Source organism: Cystobacter fuscus DSM 2262 (assembly GCF_000335475.2).
Taxonomy (GTDB): Bacteria; Myxococcota; Myxococcia; order Myxococcales; family Myxococcaceae; genus Cystobacter; species Cystobacter fuscus.
Genome location: NZ_ANAH02000004.1, coordinates 356,191 through 373,216 on the forward strand (window position 1 = coordinate 356,191; position 17,026 = coordinate 373,216).

The window sequence follows — 17,026 nt, forward strand, 5'->3', positions numbered from 1 at the left end:
GTGGGGGAAATCCCGGCATGCTCGGCGGATGTCCACCGCGCTGACGGCCTTCAGCTGGGGTTACGAGGGGTGGGGCAATTCCACGCGCGAGCTGCTCCAGGCCTTCTCCGCCGTCGAGCGGGAGCGGGGCCATGGCCCGCCGGTGTTCGCCGACGTGCGGGTGCGTCGGGAGGTGCGGGCCGTGGGCTTCCGGGGCGACGCCTTCGCGCACCAGGTGGGGCGGGCCCATTACCGGTGGATGCCGGGGCTCGGCAACGCGGCGGTGGGGACGGGACGCGGGCCCATGCGGCTGGTGGAGCCCGCCGAAGTGTACGAGCTGCTCGGGCTCATCCAGTCTCAGGCGCGGCAGGGCCGGCGCGTGATCTTCTTCTGTAGCTGCGGCTCGCCCTTCGACGCGCGCGACTGTCACCGCCAGCTCGTGCGGCGCACGCTCCTGGGCGCCGCGCGCGCCTCCCGCGTCCGGCTCGGCGTGCAGGAGTGGCCGGGGGGTGCCTTGCCCTCGGGTGTGCACGAGGAGCTGCCCGTCACGCCCGCCCTGCTGGCGGCGGTGCGCGCGGGGGCCGGGAGCGTGCGCCTGGGGTCTCGCCTGCCTCCGGTGCGGCTGCTGGGGTGGCCCACGGGCGCGCTGCTGCGGCTGCGCGCGGGAGAGGACACGCAACTCGTGTCGGTGGCCGCCGCCCACTTCCACGCGGGCGAGTGGAAGATGCCCGTGTACACGCGGCTCGGGGAGGGCCCGGAGACGGCGTCGCGCCTGCGCGGTGCCGCGCGCCGCGACCGGCGCGAGGGGCTGCTGGAAGCATTCCCCGCGCCCATCCGCTAGTCGACACGCGCTGGCGGAGATTCACGCCCGCGCCATTGCCATACGCGCGGGGCATCCCTACCTCCCGGCCATGAAAATGAACGCATGGATCATGGTCGTCGGCGTGTCGGGTCTCTTCGGCTGCGGAACCATCGCCGACATCACCAACAAGCAGTCGGACGCGGTGAACGCGGCGGCCAACACCACGTGTAACCGCTACCAGGACTGCGGCGAGATCGCCGCCGGGAAGAAGTACAGCACGCGCGACGAGTGCATGAACGCGGAGAAGGGCAACTGGAACGGCCGCTGGTCCGTGGCGGAGTGTGACAACCGCATCAACGGGGACAATCTCAATTTCTGTCTGGACGCCATCGAGGCGACGTCGTGTGGCAACGTGTTCGATCAGATCAACACGGCCACCAAGTGCACGCAGAACGACGTCTGCAGCGGGGACTGAGCCGCACCACACAGCGTGAAGCCAGCGAACATGGCGAGGGCCTGGAATCTCCCGGTTCCAGGCCCTCGCCACGTTCAGGGGAAGGACTCTCCCAAATCCCTCCCGATGTTCTCGTTCCCGTCTACTTCACGCCCACCGCCGTCCAGGCGTCCTTGACCTTCTGCACCTCCACCGACTTCGCGCCGTACAGGTCCGTGGCCGACTGGATGGTGGCCTCGCGCGCCTGGGCGAAGGTGGTGTTGGGCGTCATGTACGTGGTGAGCGCCCGGCCGAAGATCTTCTGGCTCTTGTCCATGCCGATGCCGCCCTCCACACCCAGGCCCGACGTGCGATTCTTCCCGCCCTCGGTCACCAGGTAGAAGGCGTTGTTGGCGATGCCACTCGAGCCGTGCACCTCCGTCTGCTTCGGGTAGTTGCTGTAGTGGTCGACCGAGTAGCCGTCCTTCGTCGGCTCGTCCATGTACCGGAGGGCATCCCCCGAGCCGTTGGCCGGCGTCCACGCGTCCTCGCCCACCTTCCAGTCGAACTGCACCGACTTGTTCTTCTGCGCGGCGTACCACTCCACGCCCGAGCCGATGATGTCGCTGAAGGACTCGTTGAGGCCGCCGGACTCGCCGTCGTAGATGAGGCCCGCGGTGCGCTCGGTGAGGCCGTGGGCGATTTCGTGGCCCGCGATGTCCAGCGTGGTGAGCGGACCGGCGTTCTTCCCGTCCCCATCGCCGTAGTTCATCTTCTCGCCGTCCCAGTAGGCGTTGACCATGGGGCCGCCGTCCTGCTCGTTCACGTGCACGTAGGAGACGAGCTTCTCGCCCTTGCCGTCCAGCGAGTTACGGCCCAGCACGTCCTTCATGAAGTCGTACGTCATCTCCGCGCCGTAGTGCGCGTCCACCGCCGCCTTGGTGCGCGTGTTGTCACCCGCCTCGCCCCACACGTCGTTGGCGTCGGTGAAGGGCGTCGTGCCGCTGGCCGTGGACTTGTTCTTCGCGTCGTACGTCACCACGCCCCCGCCCCGGCTCTTGTCCTCCAGCGCGTAGGAGCCATTGGCCTGCTTCGTGGTCGAGAGGTCCACCTTGCCGCTGTAGAGCGTGGTGTCGTCCACCTTGCCCGCGGCCGGGGTGGTCGGCGTGGAGGGAGTGGACGGAGGAGTCGTCTGGGACGGGCCCGCCTTGGCGTGCGGCACCTCGATGCCACCCATCTGGTTGAAGCTCTTGAGCAGCGCACCGGTGTTGGCGTCCACCAGGTAGTTCATGCGGCGCGGACGCTCCTCGGCGCCGAGCGACGAGGTCTTGGTGAGCTGCACGTGGTAGGCGGCGCGGTAGTTGCCGTCCTTGTCCTGGGCGACGACGCGCTCGGAGGTGGGGGCGCGATCGGTGGTGCCGGCGAACTGCTTCTGCGCGATGGCGAGCGCGTCCTTGGCCTCGAGCTTCACCGGCGCCGAGCCCACGCCCTTGGGGATGTTGGACAGCGTGCCGGTGGTGCTGGCCACCTTGCCGTCCTTGTCCAGGTGGCTGATGAGCTGCTCGGCGAAGACCTTGGTGCCCTCGTGGGTGCGGTCCAGGCGCACGTGCGTCATGCCCAGCTCGTCCTTGAACACCTGGCGGGGGGTGACCTTCGAGGAGACATCGCCACCGGCCACCAGGCCGCGCCCGGCGGTGGGGGCGGTGGAGCGCAGGTGCGTGAGCGACTTCTGGATGGCGTCCTTCGCCTCCTGGCTGTCGAGCGCCAGGGGACCCACGTTGGCGGCGGCGGAAGCGACCTGGTTCGCGGAGAGCGCCACGGCCGGACGCGAAGCGGTGGCGAACGTGGAGCCCTCACCGAAGCCCTTGGTGGCCAGGGCCTCACCCTTGGGCGTCGCGACCGGCGCCTGGGGAGCGGCGGGAGCGGCGGGAGCGGTGCTGGTCGAGGTCGAGGAGACGATCGGGCTCTGCTTGTTGTTGATTTGCATGGCGGGAGAACTCTCGAAGCAGGGGTGGGAACCGCTCAGCCGATGTGGTTGATGTGCGCTACATAGAGCATCATGTGTGCCATTCACCGCATCCGTCACACGTGACTCAAGTACTTGATTTCACGAGAAGCGTTTTCAAACAGGTGAAAAAAGGTGGTGACCGCGGTCATCATACGCGGTTCTGGAGCCGATGACGGGAGTCACCACCCTGGTGACGGGAGTCACCACCCGGCGAGTCGAGCGGACAGGAGGGGACGCGCGTGCCGCCGGGAGTCCGGGGCGCTCGACGAAGCGGGGAGGGTGGGGGAGGGGACTGCTCGGGGGCGGAGCGGCGACTCTCGGGGCCTTGCTTCGGGCCCCGGCCAGCACGGACTCCCGCCCCCGGGGACTTCAGGGGTAGAGCAGCTCGACGCCCTGCAGACGCAAGAGCTGCTTGGCCAGCTCCTGCACGTTCTCCACCTCGGCCTTGCCCAGGATCTTGCGCATGCCCTTCTTGAGGTCGGTGGAGGCGAGGATCATGAGGTTGAGCACCTGGCGGTTGGTGAGCCGGGGATTGAGGCGGCGCAGCTGGGCGACGATGGTGCCGAGCTGGGCCACGGGCAGTCCCGCCACCATGACCTGGGGATCCTCGCCGTCCTCCGCCTCCAGGCCCACCGCGAGGATGCGCGGGTGGACGAGCAACGACTGGAGGAACTCCTTCTCCATGGGCAGGCCCACGCGCTTGAGCTCGGCCTGCATGGGGCCCATGTCGAAGCCCGGCATGACGGGCAGCACGCCCGCGTTCTCGTAGAGCTCGAGCACCTCGTCGTACTGCTGGCGGATCTCCTTGCCCGGGCGGCTGGCCTTGAACTCCTCGAAGCAGTCGTGCACCTCGGTCATCAACGCCTTGAGCAGGTAGTTGTCGCCGAGCGAGGTGGGCACGCCCAGCGTCTGGGCCATGCGGGTGCGGCGCTCGGGGACGGTGCTGGGCTCCTTCCACAGCTCGTACGTCAGGGAGCTCTCGCTGAGCACCAGCGACAGGTTCACCACGCCCAGACGGCCCGGGTTCTTGATGAACTTGGCGAGCCGGCCGTGCACGTCCTTCATGCCCGCCAGCAGGCGATCCATGAGCGCGGCGCGCAGCTTGGCGCGGCCCTCCATGGCCTCGCGGGCGGCGTCGCCCCGAGGCGTCTCCTCGGACTTCTCCTGCTCGGACTGCTCGAGCGTCGAGGCGACGGCGGCCTCGCGGAAGGGCGAGACGGTCGGGCCCTGGGTGGGGACGTGGGCGCCACCGGTGCGCACGGACTGCTGGAAGCGGCTCTTCGCGTCCTGCTTGTCCGCGAGGCCCTGACCTCCATCCAGACGCGCCTGATGGCCGACCTGGCCACCGACGTCCATCCCGTCCTTGCTCTGGAGCGCCTTGGCGCCCGCGCTGGTGCCCTCGTTGACGAGCGCCTTGGCACCCGCGCTGGTGCCCTCGTTCATCAGGGGCTTGGCACCCGCGCTGGTGCCCTCGGTGCGAGCCTTGGCGTTGGCCCCGCCCGCCGCGGGTTTGCCCGTGGATTTACCCGCCGCGGGTTTACCCGTGTCCCGGCTGTCCTTGCGGACGTCCTCACGCAGCTTCTGGTCCGACGGGAGCTGCTTCGGAATGACTGGTTGTCCGATGCGGACGGCCATGTTGCTCTACCCCTTGCGTGAAGGCTGGAGTTGTACACCCAACCAAGAGAGGGGGTCCATGTGGGTTCAAGGAACCCATCAGGAGCGAGCGGGCGGCCGCGCCCTAGCGGCCCTGCTGGGAGAGCAGCTCCGCGGTCGTCTCGCCGAGCTGCTGGACGGGATTCTTGCTGGCCAGCTGCTGAATCTTGCCGAGCGCCTCGCCGAGGATGTCTCCGAGCATGCGGGCCGTCTCACGCAGGTCCGAGCCCCGGGGACGCTCGAGCAGCTTCTTGAGCTTCTCGCAGGCCTCCAGGAGTGTCTTGCCGATCTCCGCCCGGTTGCTCCGCTGCTGGTCCATCAGCTTCTGGATGGACTCGGAGAGCTTTTGCTGGAGGGCCTGGCCGTTCTGGCCCTTGAGCGCCTGGGTGAGCTTCTCGCCGAACTCCGTGTCGATGACATGGCCGAGCAGCTTGCCGAACTCGCCGCCACCGAGGGCCTCGCGGATCGCGCCACCATCCACCCCCGCCTGCTTCGCTCCGCCCGGAGGGGAGGACGCCGGGGCGTCAGACACCTCGGCGCCGTTGAACAGGGCCATCATCTTCTGGATGGCCTGCATCATGTCGCCCACCTGGGCGAGCAGCTGGTCCTTGTTGTCGGTGGCGGCGGACGCCGGGGTGGAGGGGGCGGAAGGGGGCGAACCGCCGGGGGTCGAGGACTCGGCCATGGGGGATTTCCTATCGATGGGAACGGGAAGCACTACCACCCGTGGGTGATATGCGACTTCCTATACCACAGCGTCCGCCAGGGATTGGAATGGCCTCCCGGGAGCGAGGGAGGCCCTGGGCGCGTCAGGCGCCGTCGCGATCTTCCAGGCCATGCTTGCGCAAGAGCTTGCGCAGGTAGACGCGATCGATGCCGGCCTCGCGCGAGGCGCGCGAGATGTTGCCCTCACAGCGCTCGAGCAGACCCTTGAGGTAGTCGCGCTCGAAGCCCTCGATGAGCCGCTCCTTGGCTTCCTTGAAGGGCAGATCCAGCTCGGCGGTGGAGCCGCCCACGGCCTGCTCGGCGCCCGCGCCCAGCGGGGGCAGCTCCGGCAGGGCCTCCTCGCCCAGGTTGACCACCTGCTCCACCACGTTGCGCAGCTCGCGCACGTTGCCGGGCCACGGGTACTGGCTGAGCAGCGCGCGCGTCTGATCCGACAGGGCGCTCGGAGGCTTGCCCATGCGGCCGAGCACGGTGTCGATGAGCAGGGGGATGTCCTCGGGGCGCTCGCGCAGGGCGGGCAGGGTGACGCGCAGCACCGCGAGCCGGTGGTAGAGGTCGCGGCGGAACTTGTTCGCCTTGACCGCGCCCTCCAGGTCCACGTGCGTGGCGGCCACCACGCGCATGTCCACGGTGCGGTAGTCATTGGCGCCCACGCGCTTGACCTGCCGGCGCTCCAGCACGCGCAACAGCCGGGGTTGCAGGTCCAGGGGCAGCTCGCCCACCTCGTCGAGGAAGACGGTGCCGCCCGCGGCGCGCTCGAAGGCGCCGGCGCGGTCCGTCTGGGCGCCGGTGAAGGCCCCCTTCACGTGGCCGAAGAGTTCCGACTCGATGAGCGAGGGGGCGATGCCCGCCAGGTCCACGATGATGAAGGGGCCCTTGGCGCGCTTGCTCTCGTTGTGGAGCGCCTCGGCGCACAGCTCCTTGCCCGTGCCCGTCTCGCCCTGGATGAGCACGTCCGAGCCGCCCGGCGCCATGCGCTCGAGCAGGGTGAACACTTCGCGCATCTTGCGGCTGCTGCCCACGAGCGCGCCGAAGTGGTCGCGCCCGGACAGGGGCATGGAGCGCTCGCGGGTGTCCTCGGGCACCACCTTGAGCTCGGTGGTACCCAGGGTGATGACGCTGCCCGGGCGCAGCTCCATCTGCGAGAAGCGCAGCCCCTCGCAGAACGAGCCGTTGCGCGAGTCGAGGTCCACCGCCAGCACATGCTCCTCATGCACCTCGAGCTTCAGGTGCTGGCGCGAGATGGTCTTGTCCGCCAGGATGATGTCGCACGTGGGAGCCTTGCCCACGATGTACTCGCGCTGATCGAGCGAATAGCCGCGACCCGCGTCGGAGCCGGACAGCACGAGCAGCTTCATCCGCACGCGGCCGGGGGCGACGCGCTGGAGAGTCGCGGTCGCGTCCACATTCTCATCTTCCTCGTAAGACGACACGGCGGGGACGCTAACACGCTTCCACGCCCGTGGCACCCGGTCGAAACGGCTCCCCGTGCGCTGTCCGGTTCCTATCGGCGCACGGAGCGCCGGAGGGCCAGGGACTCCCGGGGAAGGGACTCGAGCCAGGAGTCCACCTCGGACGCACGGGAGGCGAGCCCCGCCTGGAGGAAGCGCTCGCGGGCCCGGGTCGCCTCGCGCCGCGCCTCGTCACGCGCCCCGGGCCCCGGCTCGCTCGCCCACAGGGCGCGCGCCAGGGCGTAGCCCGACTCGGCCAGCATGTCCGGGCTCACCGTGGGGAAGGTGACGGCCCGGCGCAGGGGCTCGATCGCCTCGCGCGTGCGGCCCAGCCGCATGAGGGCCTGGCCCACGCCGTCGTAGGAGTACTGGAGCTCCTCGTCGTCCGGAGCGAGGGCCTCGCGCTTGAGGGCGAGCGCCCGCTCGAAGGTGGCGAGCGACTCCTCGGCGCGTCCGAGCTTGAGCAGACACTGGCCCACCCCGTCCAGGGCGCTGGCCACCTGGGGGCTGTTCTCACCGAAGGCGGCGGTGTGCGCGACGACCACGGCGCGCGCGTGCTCCAGGGCCCGCTCCGGCTGTCCCATCTCGAGCAGCAGCCCGCCGAGCAGGCCATGGCGCCTGCCGGTGTCCGGGTGGAGGGGCCCCACGGCGGCCCGGGTCTGCTGGAGCGCCTCCTCCAGGAGCGCCACCGCGCGGGGCCGCTCGTTCATGTCCAGCAACACGCGGCCGAGCTGGAAGAGGGTGCGCGCGCGCTTGGGGTGGCCGGGGGGCAGCGCCTTTTCCTGGAGGGCGCGGGCCTTCTCCAGCAGGACGCGGGCCTCCGCGTAGTGCTCCTGGGTGATGGCCGAGTTGGCCCGGTTCGTCAGCAGGTCGGCCTCCAGGGCCGGATCCCCTCCCAGACGCCGCAGCGTGGCCTCGCCCAGGCCCGCCCAGCTGTCCGCCTGGGGGAAGTGCTTCTGCCCGCTCTCCACGAAGTTCAGCCGGTTGGCGATGGACACCTTGAGCCGGTCGGCCCGTCCCGACTCGGCGTCGAAGAAGGCCTGGGTGAGCAGCCGCTCGGACTCGGTGGCCGCGCCGAGGTTGGACTGGAGCGCGCCCAGGTCGTAGCGCAGCTCGGCGATGAGCGGCAGGTGGCCCGTGGCGAGCACGGGGGCCTCGAGCGAGAAGCCCTTCTCCAGGGCGGGCCGGTAGCGCCCCGCGTCGAGCATCGCCTTCACCCCGGCGAGCTCCCCACCGAGCCGGGCGATCTCCGCGCGGCGCGTGGGGTCCACCGGCAGGCGCTGCTGCGCGGCGAGCGACTCCACGTCCGCGCACTCGCCGAGCGCGGGCAGCGCGTACACCGTGTCCAGCGAGCGATCCACGAGCTTGGCGTCCGCGTCGGCCAGCACGCCCACCACCGCGCGCATGTCCTGGAGCCGCCGGTCCAGACACACCACGCGCTGGGACAACAGCTCCTCGGTCTGCACCTCGCGCACGCGCGTGGCCTCGCACGCCTCGGTGCTCTGCCGCTTCCAGTCCGCCGCGTACTGCTCCAGCACCCGGGTGACGCGCGCGGCCATCTCCCCCGCGCCGGGCCGTCCGGTGGCCTGGAAGGCCTTGTCCAGCGTGGCGCCCGAGCCCGGCCCCCACACCTCGGCCATGAGCGCGTCGGCGCCCGTGCACACCTGGGACTGGTGGTACACCGCCCCGCCCACCACCGAGAGCCCCACGCCCGCCACGCACGCCGCCGCCGCCCAGCGCTGGCGCTGCACGCGCCGCCGCTCCTGCGACAGCGCCTCCAGCAGCTCGCGCATCGAGGCGAAGCGCTCCTGGGGCTCCAGCGACATGCCGCGCATGAGCGCCTGGCGCACCCACGCGGGCACCTTGGAGTCGCGCGGCGGCTCCTGGATGAGGTCCACCTCCGGGCCGCGCTTGGGCGCGGGCACCGGCGCGACGTCCAGCGTCTGGGTACGCGCCGGGACGAGCTGCTCCTTGCGCCGCGAGGTGACGAAGGCCCGCATGCGCGAGGACTCGAAGGCGCGCTTGCGGTAGAGGCCCCAGTAGAGCGCCACGCAGAAGCTGAACTGGTCCGAGCGCGCGTCGATGTCGCCCCCCCGGTACTGCTCGGGGGACATGTAGTTGGGCGTGCCCATCACCACGCCCGAGCGGGTGAGGGTGGTCTCCAGCATGCGGCGCTCGGGGGGCACCAGGCCCTCGGCCTGCTCGGGCAGGGGCTCCTCGGGGACGAGGGCCTCGCCCACCTTGCGCGCCAGGCCGAAGTCGGTGACGTAGACGCGGCCGCCGCGGCCGAGCAGCACGTTGGCGGGCTTGAAGTCGCGGTGCACCAGCCCCGCCTCGTGCGCCGCGAGCAGGCCCCGGCCCGCCGCCAGGAAGAGCTCGAGCACCTCGCGCCAGGGCCGCTCCTTCTCCAACCACGAGCTGAGCGTGCCCTCCTCCGCCATCTCCATGGCGAGGAACACGTGCTCGCCCCACATGCCCACGTCGTGGATGGGGACGACGTTCGGGTGGGTCACCCGGGCCATGGCCTGCGCCTCGCGCAACAGCCGCGCGCGCGCCGCATCCGCGTCCAGCGGGCCGTCCGCCTGCAACAGCTTGAGGGCCACCTTGCGGTCCAGGTCCGGATCGTACGCCGAGTACACGACGCCCATGCCGCCCTGTCCCAACTGCTTGAGCAGCACGTAGCGCCCCACCTGGGCCACCGGCAGAGCGTCCTCCACCTGGGTATTGCGGTTGGAGCGGCCCGTGTCCGGCGCGGGCTGCTCGCGCGAGTTCTTGCTCCGGAACCGGCTACTCCTGGTTTTACCGTCACCCATGGCTGTCGAGGATTCCACCTCGGCTCCGGTCTTGTAAAGGGTGCCCCCCCCTTCCCCCTCCCGGGTCGTGCCCGAGTGCACGCTTCCACCTCGACGGGGACCAGGGAGCGCCGCCCCCTCCGCCGTGAGAAAATGAGAAACACACGAGTGCTGAGAGTCTTTTGAAGTGGCCCGCCGTTGAGTGCTGAGAGTCTTTCCAGGCCGGGCACGGCGGGCAGAATCGCAGACACACCTCAGGCGGCCGGCCCCGGGGCCTCGCCCACCGGCAGCACCACGGTGAAGGTGGTGCCCTGCCCGGGCTCGCTCTCCACGGAGATGGAGCCCCCGTGGGCCCGCACCACCTCGCGGGTGAGGTAGAGGCCGAGCCCCAGCCCCCCGAAGTGCTGCTCCGGCACCCCCCGGCTGAACCGGTCGAAGATGTGCTCCTGCTCGCTCTTGGACATGCCCATGCCCCGGTCGCGCACCACCAGGAGCACCGAGCCCTCCCGCGGCGCCACGTACACGTCGATGGGGCGGCCCTCGCCGAACTTCAGCGCGTTCTGCACCAGGCCCATCACCACCAGCTCCAGCCGGCGCGGATCCCACTCGCCCTCCACCGGGCTGCACAGCTCGCGCACCACCTCGGAGCCGCTGTCGGAGATCTGCCGCTGCACCCCCTCGAGCACGCCCTCCACCAGCTTGCACAGGTCCATGCGCTTGCGCCGCAGCACCAGCGCGTTGCCGGCGATGAGGTGGGACACGTCCAGCAACTGGTCCACCAGCAGCCCGAGCCGCCGCGTCTGCCACTCGGCGACGGCGATCTCCCCGAGCAGCACCTCCGGCTCCAGGGGGGCCGCGCTCCGGCCGCGGCGCAACAGGCTCTGCAGCCGCAACTGGAGGGGCAACAGGGGCGTGCGCAGCTCGTGCCCGGCCACCGAGAGGAACGTCTCCCTCAGCCGCAGGGCCTGCTCCGCCTGGCGGTAGAGCCGCGCGTTGTCGATGGCGATGGCGGCGCGCCGCGCCAGCTCCTCGGCCAGCGCGAGCTCGGCGGGCCCGTAGCGCTCCGGCTCGGCCGCGGCGAGCGTGATGGCGCCCAGCGCCTGCCCCCGGCTCATCAGCGGCACCGCCAGCACGCTGCCCAGGCCCAGCTCCTCCACGAGCTGCACGTGCGCCTCGTCGACGCACTGGGCGCGCATCGTGGCGCGGGTGACGCGCGACTCCAACACCCACGTGCCGGTGCGCGTGGCCACGGCCGCCGGGACCCTCGAGTCCGTGCTGGGAGGATAGCGCCGCTGGAGCTCGTCCAAGAGCGGCGCCTTGCCCGCGTCCACGTGCGCCCCGCCCACCCGGCGCAGCACCCCGTCCTCCCGCAGATCGATGAGGCACCAGTCGGCCAGGGGGCCCACGCACACGGAGGCGATGCGCGGCAGCACCTTCTCCAGATCCAACGACTCCACGAGCACCCCGCCGGCCCGGGCGAGGAAGGCGGAGGCCGCCTCGGAGCGCTGGCGCTCCCCGAGCTCCTTGCGCAAGGACTCGCGCATGTCGTTGATGGCGGTGCTCACCTCGTCCAGCTCGTCCTGGCGCACCCGGTGCGTGCCCGTGCGCCGCAGCACCAGGGGCGCCTCCAGGTGCTCGGTGTCCAGGCCACGCGTGTAGGCCGCCATGGTGGCCAGGTGCTGCGTCACCAGGCGCTGGATGAGGAAGAAGGCGAAGAGGCCGAAGAGGAACGTCTTGCCCGCCTCCGTCACGAGGATGACGAGCACCCGGCTGCTCAGCTCGGCGCGGGCGTGCGCCAGGTTGGCGCCCACCCGGAGCGTCCCGAGCAGGCGCGGGCCGTGGTACAGCGGGAAGTCGCGGGTGAACTCCCGGGGCGCGCCGCCACCGGCCACGTAGTGGGTGCCCAGCTCGCTGTCCACCTCCGCGGACACGATGTCGGGCAGCGTGGTGATGCCCTCGAGCTGGGTGCGCAGGAGCGTCTCGTCGAGCGTCCAGAGGCTCTCGGCGAGGCCCTGTGCGTAGCTGGAGCGGATCTGCGTGAAGCGCTCCTCGAGCTGCCGCACCTCCCGCTGGTAGTCGGTGCCGAGCTGCACCAGCGTGCCCAACAGGCTGACGGCGGTGCTGAAGAGCAGGATGTAGAGCAGCAGCCGTCGTCCGAGCCGGTTGCCGGAGCGCAGCCAGCGCGAGCCCCAGGCCATCCCCGGCTCGCGCGCCTGGGCTCCAGAGGTGACCGGCGCGTGCGACTCAGGGGTTGCCATTCGGGTCCATGCGGCCATGCCGCTGCGCGAACAATGCCTGGAGGGAGAAAGCGTAGTGCTTCAGGCGCGGGTTGGCCGCCTTGGAGAAGGCCCGGAAGTCGAAAGCCTCCCAATCCGGCCGGGCGAGCACCTCCAGGTAGCCCGCGGCACTGGGGCGCGTGGCGGGCAGCAACGCCGTGCGCCAGTCGAGCCGCTCGGAGGCGAAGTCGCGCCCCCGGTGGTGATCGTACAGGAGCACCAGCGCCCAGGCCCCCTCCAGGAAGTGTCCCCCGAGGCTCGTCACCAGCTTGCCCTCGCGCACGGCCTCGAGCGCCTCGGGCGTCCAGTCGATGCCCCCCACCAGCACGTCCTCGCCCGGGCGGCGGCCCGCTTCCTCCAGGGCCTGCACGGCCCCCAGTGCCAGGTCATCGTTGGCGGCCCAGACGGCCTGGAGCTCCGGGTAGCGGCGCAGCAGGAGGAACGTCTTGCGCCGGGACTCCTCCCGCCGCCAGGCGGCGGTGACGCCCTGGAGCAGCTCGACGTCCTCCACTCCGGACACGGCCTGGCGCAGGCCCAGGCGGCGCTGTTTCGCGGAGGTGTCTCCCAACTGGCCCTCGATGGCGATGAGCCGCACCGGCCCCTCCCTCGGCCCCTCTGGAGAGGAGCGCCCGCGCGCATGGGCCGCGTCGACCAGCATCCGCACCAGCCGCTCACCGGCCCCCACGTCGTCCGGCACCATCTGGCCGATCCACCGCGCGAAGTGCTCGCGCGGCCCCCCGAAGCGCGCCCGCTCCTCGAGCGCCAGCCCGGAGTTGACGACGAACACCGGCACCTGGGCCTGCTCGGCCACCTCGAGGACGCGGGCGCCGATGTCGCGGTGGATGGAGATGATGAGGTAGTCGGGCTTGCCGGGCCCGCGCACCGCCTGGCGCGCCTGCTCGAGGATTTCCCCCGGCCAGTGAGCCACTTCGATGTGGATGAGCTCGATGTCCAGGTCATGGGCGGCGGCGTTCATGGCGCCCCGGAACTGGCGCTGGAAGGCGCTGCCGGTCGCCAGCGCATCGAGGAAGACCACGCGCATGCGCGCGGGAGCGGCGGGCTCGGGGGGCGCCGCCCCCAGGAGCAGCAGCGAGGAAAGCCACAAGGGGAGCAGCAGGGGCGCGAGCAGGACACCGAGCCGCCACCGGAGCGTGGTCATGGGCAAGCAGCTCCCCCCTTTTTCCGCGTGCGCCCGGGAAGACACCAGGACGAGAAGGCGGGAGCGTAGCGTCGGCGGGAACCGGCAGGAACTGGCCTCGTCGCCCAACGCTCACCCGTCAGCGTCAGCGGCGTCAGCGTGTCCTATCCCACATTTCAGGCCCCCAGCTCGGCTGCCTGCCTGGTCATGGAGAGAGCAAACTTCGAGCCCTACTGGAAACAATCCCCGAAACGTTGCGATACTAGGGAGAAGCTGAACCCGCGCATTTCCCGCCCCCGGGAGGTCCCCCCCCATGAGCCTGACGATTCCCCCGAACCCCGTCACCCTCCCACGAGTCACCAAGAGCGCCGCCCCCGAGCCCGAGACCCAGGCTCCGCCTCCGCCTCCGCCCAAGCTGACCAAGGATCTCGAGACGGTCAAGGACGACTACCAGCAGGCGCTCGAGAACCAGAAGCAGTGGCTGATCAAGTACGGCGCGCCCAAGGAGCAGATCGAGGCCCTGGACAAGGCGATCGAACAGCACCAGGAGTCGGTGCTGGATCTGAACAACGCGCGCAACTCGCAGAACAACGTGGTGGCGCTGGAGCAGAAGGACGGGGGCGGGTGGAACAGCGAGGCGCCGGTGCTGCAGCAGGAGGGCAACAGCGACTGCGGCGAGACGGTGGCCGCCATGTTCAAGGGGGCCAAGGACGGCCGTGAGAGCGTGGAAGGCGAGCGGGGCCAGGGCGTCATCAACGACTTCAAGACGCGCTTCTCCAAGGGGGATGGCACCACGCCCGCGGAGATGGCCGACATGCTCACCTCCGAGGGGCTCGAGGTGAAGAAGAGCACCAAGGGCCTGGAGCGCAACGTCATGGACGAGGCGCTGCGCAACGGCGACAAGGCCGCGGTGATGCTGGACTCGAAGATCTCCGGCAGCCCCGACGACGTGTCGGGCAGCCCGCACTGGGTGCTCATCGACGGCATGGACAACCAGGGCCGCTACCTGGTGAAGGATCCCTCCAACGGCTCCAGCTACTACGCCAAGCCCGAGGACCTCTCCAACGCCATCAACACCAGCCAGAGCAAGAGCAACTCGGGCGGCGTGCTCATCGTGGGCAACCCGGACGTCCCCACGGATCTGGCCGGCAAGAACCGGGAAACCGCCGGGACGCTCGGCGACAAGCCCGGCACGGGGTGGGGCTGGAAGAAGAACTCGCAGGAGAGCTCGGACGGAGGGTAGGCCCGGCGGGCGGGCCTCGCCTCAGCGCACGGGCAGGTCCGCCAGCGGCAGGTTGAGCACCGCCGGCTTGCCCTGCTCGACGGGCACGAACAGCTCGCGCCGCTTGCCGTCCGGGCCCTGGAGGAGCAGCCGGAGCTGTCCCACCGGCACGGGCTTCTTGAACAGGGGCGTCTTGCCCAGGGAGCGCCCGTTGAGGAACACCTCGGCCTCGGGCCGGGTGACGAGCGTGAGAAACCCCTGCTTCGCCGGACGCGCGGCGGCAGTCGCCCCGGCCGCCTCGCCCGTGGAAGCGGGCGCCTTGGCGGCCTCCGCGGCCGGAGGGCTCGTCGGCGTCGCCGCGGCCTCGGGTGCCGGCGCGGGGGCCTGCTGGGGACGCGAGGGCCCGAGGGGAAGCAGGGGAGAGGGATCCTCCGCGGAGTCAGGAGCCGGAGCGGGGATCGGCTCGGCGTGGAGGGCCTGCCGGAGCTCCATGCCCCCCAGGCCCAGCAACCCGCCCAACACCAGCATCCCGGCCCACAAGCCCAGGGAGCTCCTCGCCACCTTGGGGCCTGGCGTCTCCCGCGTGTCCGGGGGCGCGGCGGGGACATTCGAGAACTCCCGGGTGACCACCCGGCCCGTGGTGACGACCTGGTCCGGCGAGCTGCCTTCCACCTCCGTCCGCACCTCCGGCTCCGTCTTGCGCCGGGGCGCGGGGGAGCGGGGCGAGCGCTTCTCGACTCCCGGACGCCGCGCGTCCTCGAGCACGCGCGCGGGCTCCGGCGCCGGATTCGACGACGCGACCGGAGCCACCTTCGACGTGCCATCCAGCGTCTCGTCCACGGTCTGCAGCAACTGGCGCGTGCCCTCGCGCTGCTTCTGGAAGTGCTCGGCCATGAAGGCGGCGCGCTGCTCGGCGTCGAAGAGCAGGGAGCCCGCCACGGCCTCCAGCGCCCGCGCCATGTCCCGGCCCGTCGCGTAGCGCTGCTCCCGGTCGCGCGCCAACGCCTTGAGCGCCACCGCGCGGATCTCCGCCGGCACCTGCCCGCCCCGGGGCTGGGGCTCGGGGATGGACGCGCCCAGGATCATCTGCATCTCCTGGATCTCCGACCCGGCGGCGAACAGCCGCTCGCCCGTGAGCAGCTCGTGGAGCATCACCCCCACGGAGAAGAGATCGCTGCGACCATCCAGCGGCTGGCCCCGCACCTGCTCCGGCGACATGTACCCGGTGGTGCCCTTCACCATGCCCGCCTGGGTGTTCGCCCGGGCGCCGCGCGCCTTGGCGATGCCGAAGTCCAAGAGCTTCACCACCCCGTCGTACGTCACCATCACGTTCTTGTGGGCCACGTCCCGGTGGATGACGGGATGGGGCTTGCCCCCGGGCGTGGTGAAGGTATGCGCGTAGTGCAACGCGAGGCACACGTCGCGCACCACCGACAGCACGAAGCCCAGGGGCAGCGTCCCCCCGAGCCGCCGGCCCAGGGCGATCACCTGATCGAGGTTCTGCCCCGCGATGAACTCCATCGCCAGGAACAGCCCTCCCGGGTCCTGCCCCAGCTCGAACACCTGGCCGATGTTCGGATGGCTGAACGCCGCGGTGATGCGCGCCTCGTCCAGGAACATCCGCTCGAACTGCTCGTCACTGCGCGCGTCCGGGAGGATGCGCTTGATGGCCGCGTACTTGCGAAAGCCCCCCGGCCCCGACGTGTAGCCCAGGAACAGCTCGGCCATGCCCCCCACTGACAACTGGGAGAGAACCTCGTAGCGTCCGATGCGCTCTCCCCGGTGGGGATCGAATGGCACGGGGGAAGACGAGGAGGAGGGCCCCTGGGCAGGGTCGGACATGGGCGCGCAGCATAGCCCACAGCCCCTGTGGACGGCCTGTGGAGCAAACCGGGAGTCCCTGTGGACAACCCCACCGCACTCACCCCCCTTGTGGATGGCCGGGGATAAGCGCCAACTTCCCCACATGTAGCATCCTCGGGATTCCTCAAGGATGACGAGTGCTTACGGACTTTTCCACAAGCCCACACCCCCTGCTGTTACCTCTTCTAGATCAAGATCACTCTCTATCCAGTGAAGAAACAGCGGGGCCTGGGGACAACGCGAACTGTGGACAAGGGCCCCCGGCGCCTCAGTGCCAGGTGCGCACCAGGGACACCAGGGTGAGGCGGGCGCGCGTGGCATCCAGCTCCACCCTCACGTCGCAGCCGGCCAGCAGGAACTCCAGGGTGACGGGGGCCGAGCGCGGCAGGAACTCCCGCTCCCGCGCCGCCTGGACCGCCAGCTGGAACAGCTCCCCCAACAACGTGTGGCGCGTGTCCGTCGGCAGCAGATCCATCTGCGCTTGCAGCGGGAACGGGACGAAGAGCGTGAAGGCTTGCGCCGGCTGCTCGGAGATCACGGATTCAGTGAAAGCCATGCGTCCCTGGAATGCCAGAAGCATACCGGGAACGAGACGCCTGATTCCGAGAGGTTACGGGCTCTCCCGAGTGGGAGGGCCGTAGAAACGACAGGACTTTCAGGGCTGGAGGATTTCCCCGGTGGAC

At 70.6% G+C, this 17,026-nt stretch carries 12 protein-coding genes; 3 read left to right on the forward strand and 9 right to left on the reverse strand.

Annotated elements, in window-relative coordinates; translation table 11 throughout:
- Positions 1 to 28: 28 nt before the first annotated feature.
- Positions 29 to 820, forward strand: coding sequence for a hypothetical protein (locus tag D187_RS06150; protein WP_002621456.1), 792 nt, complete (start codon positions 29 to 31; stop codon positions 818 to 820).
- Positions 821 to 896: 76 nt separating this feature from the next.
- Positions 897 to 1,256: a DUF6184 family natural product biosynthesis lipoprotein gene (locus tag D187_RS06155; RefSeq protein ID WP_043428533.1), complete on the forward strand. Its 360-nt coding sequence runs from the start codon at positions 897 to 899 to the stop codon at positions 1,254 to 1,256.
- Positions 1,257 to 1,377: 121 nt separating this feature from the next.
- On the opposite strand, the gene D187_RS06160 is transcribed toward D187_RS06155, so the two are convergent.
- From D187_RS06160 to D187_RS06190, 7 genes are all read right to left on the reverse strand, one after another.
- Positions 1,378 to 3,201, reverse strand: coding sequence for a M4 family metallopeptidase (locus D187_RS06160; protein ID WP_020917814.1), 1,824 nt, complete (start codon positions 3,199 to 3,201; stop codon positions 1,378 to 1,380).
- 390 nt (positions 3,202 to 3,591) lie between these two features.
- A complete protein-coding gene (locus D187_RS06165; protein ID WP_002630980.1) occupies positions 3,592 to 4,857 on the reverse strand; it encodes a hypothetical protein in 1,266 nt (421 codons plus the stop codon).
- A 103-nt stretch (positions 4,858 to 4,960) separates the two neighbouring features.
- Positions 4,961 to 5,560 (reverse strand): hypothetical protein, encoded by a 600-nt coding sequence (locus D187_RS06170; protein WP_002630981.1) that lies wholly within the window; start codon positions 5,558 to 5,560, stop codon positions 4,961 to 4,963.
- A 124-nt stretch (positions 5,561 to 5,684) separates the two neighbouring features.
- Complete coding sequence (locus D187_RS06175) at positions 5,685 to 7,007, reverse strand: sigma 54-interacting transcriptional regulator (protein WP_002630982.1); 1,323 nt, start codon at positions 7,005 to 7,007, stop codon at positions 5,685 to 5,687.
- Positions 7,008 to 7,105: 98 nt separating this feature from the next.
- Positions 7,106 to 9,865, reverse strand: a complete 2,760-nt coding sequence (locus tag D187_RS06180; RefSeq protein WP_002630983.1) for a protein kinase domain-containing protein — start codon at positions 9,863 to 9,865, stop codon at positions 7,106 to 7,108.
- A 233-nt stretch (positions 9,866 to 10,098) separates the two neighbouring features.
- Positions 10,099 to 12,102, reverse strand: a complete 2,004-nt coding sequence (locus D187_RS49495) for an ATP-binding protein (RefSeq protein WP_162159620.1) — start codon at positions 12,100 to 12,102, stop codon at positions 10,099 to 10,101.
- Positions 12,089 to 13,279 (reverse strand): ABC transporter substrate-binding protein, encoded by a 1,191-nt coding sequence (locus tag D187_RS06190; protein WP_002630985.1) that lies wholly within the window; start codon positions 13,277 to 13,279, stop codon positions 12,089 to 12,091. Before D187_RS06190 ends, D187_RS49495 begins: the two co-directional genes overlap by 14 nt.
- A 292-nt stretch (positions 13,280 to 13,571) precedes the next feature.
- Here D187_RS06190 and D187_RS06200 point away from each other — a divergent pair, with 292 nt between their 5' ends.
- Positions 13,572 to 14,501, forward strand: a complete 930-nt coding sequence (locus D187_RS06200) for a flagellar export protein FliJ (RefSeq protein ID WP_002630986.1) — start codon at positions 13,572 to 13,574, stop codon at positions 14,499 to 14,501.
- 21 nt (positions 14,502 to 14,522) lie between these two features.
- Here the strand turns inward: D187_RS06200 and D187_RS06205 are convergent, their stop codons facing one another.
- Positions 14,523 to 16,322, reverse strand: coding sequence for a serine/threonine-protein kinase (locus tag D187_RS06205; protein ID WP_002630987.1), 1,800 nt, complete (start codon positions 16,320 to 16,322; stop codon positions 14,523 to 14,525).
- A 289-nt stretch (positions 16,323 to 16,611) separates the two neighbouring features.
- Positions 16,612 to 16,899: a hypothetical protein gene (locus D187_RS06210; RefSeq protein WP_051256248.1), complete on the reverse strand. Its 288-nt coding sequence runs from the start codon at positions 16,897 to 16,899 to the stop codon at positions 16,612 to 16,614.
- Positions 16,900 to 17,026 lie beyond the last annotated feature (127 nt).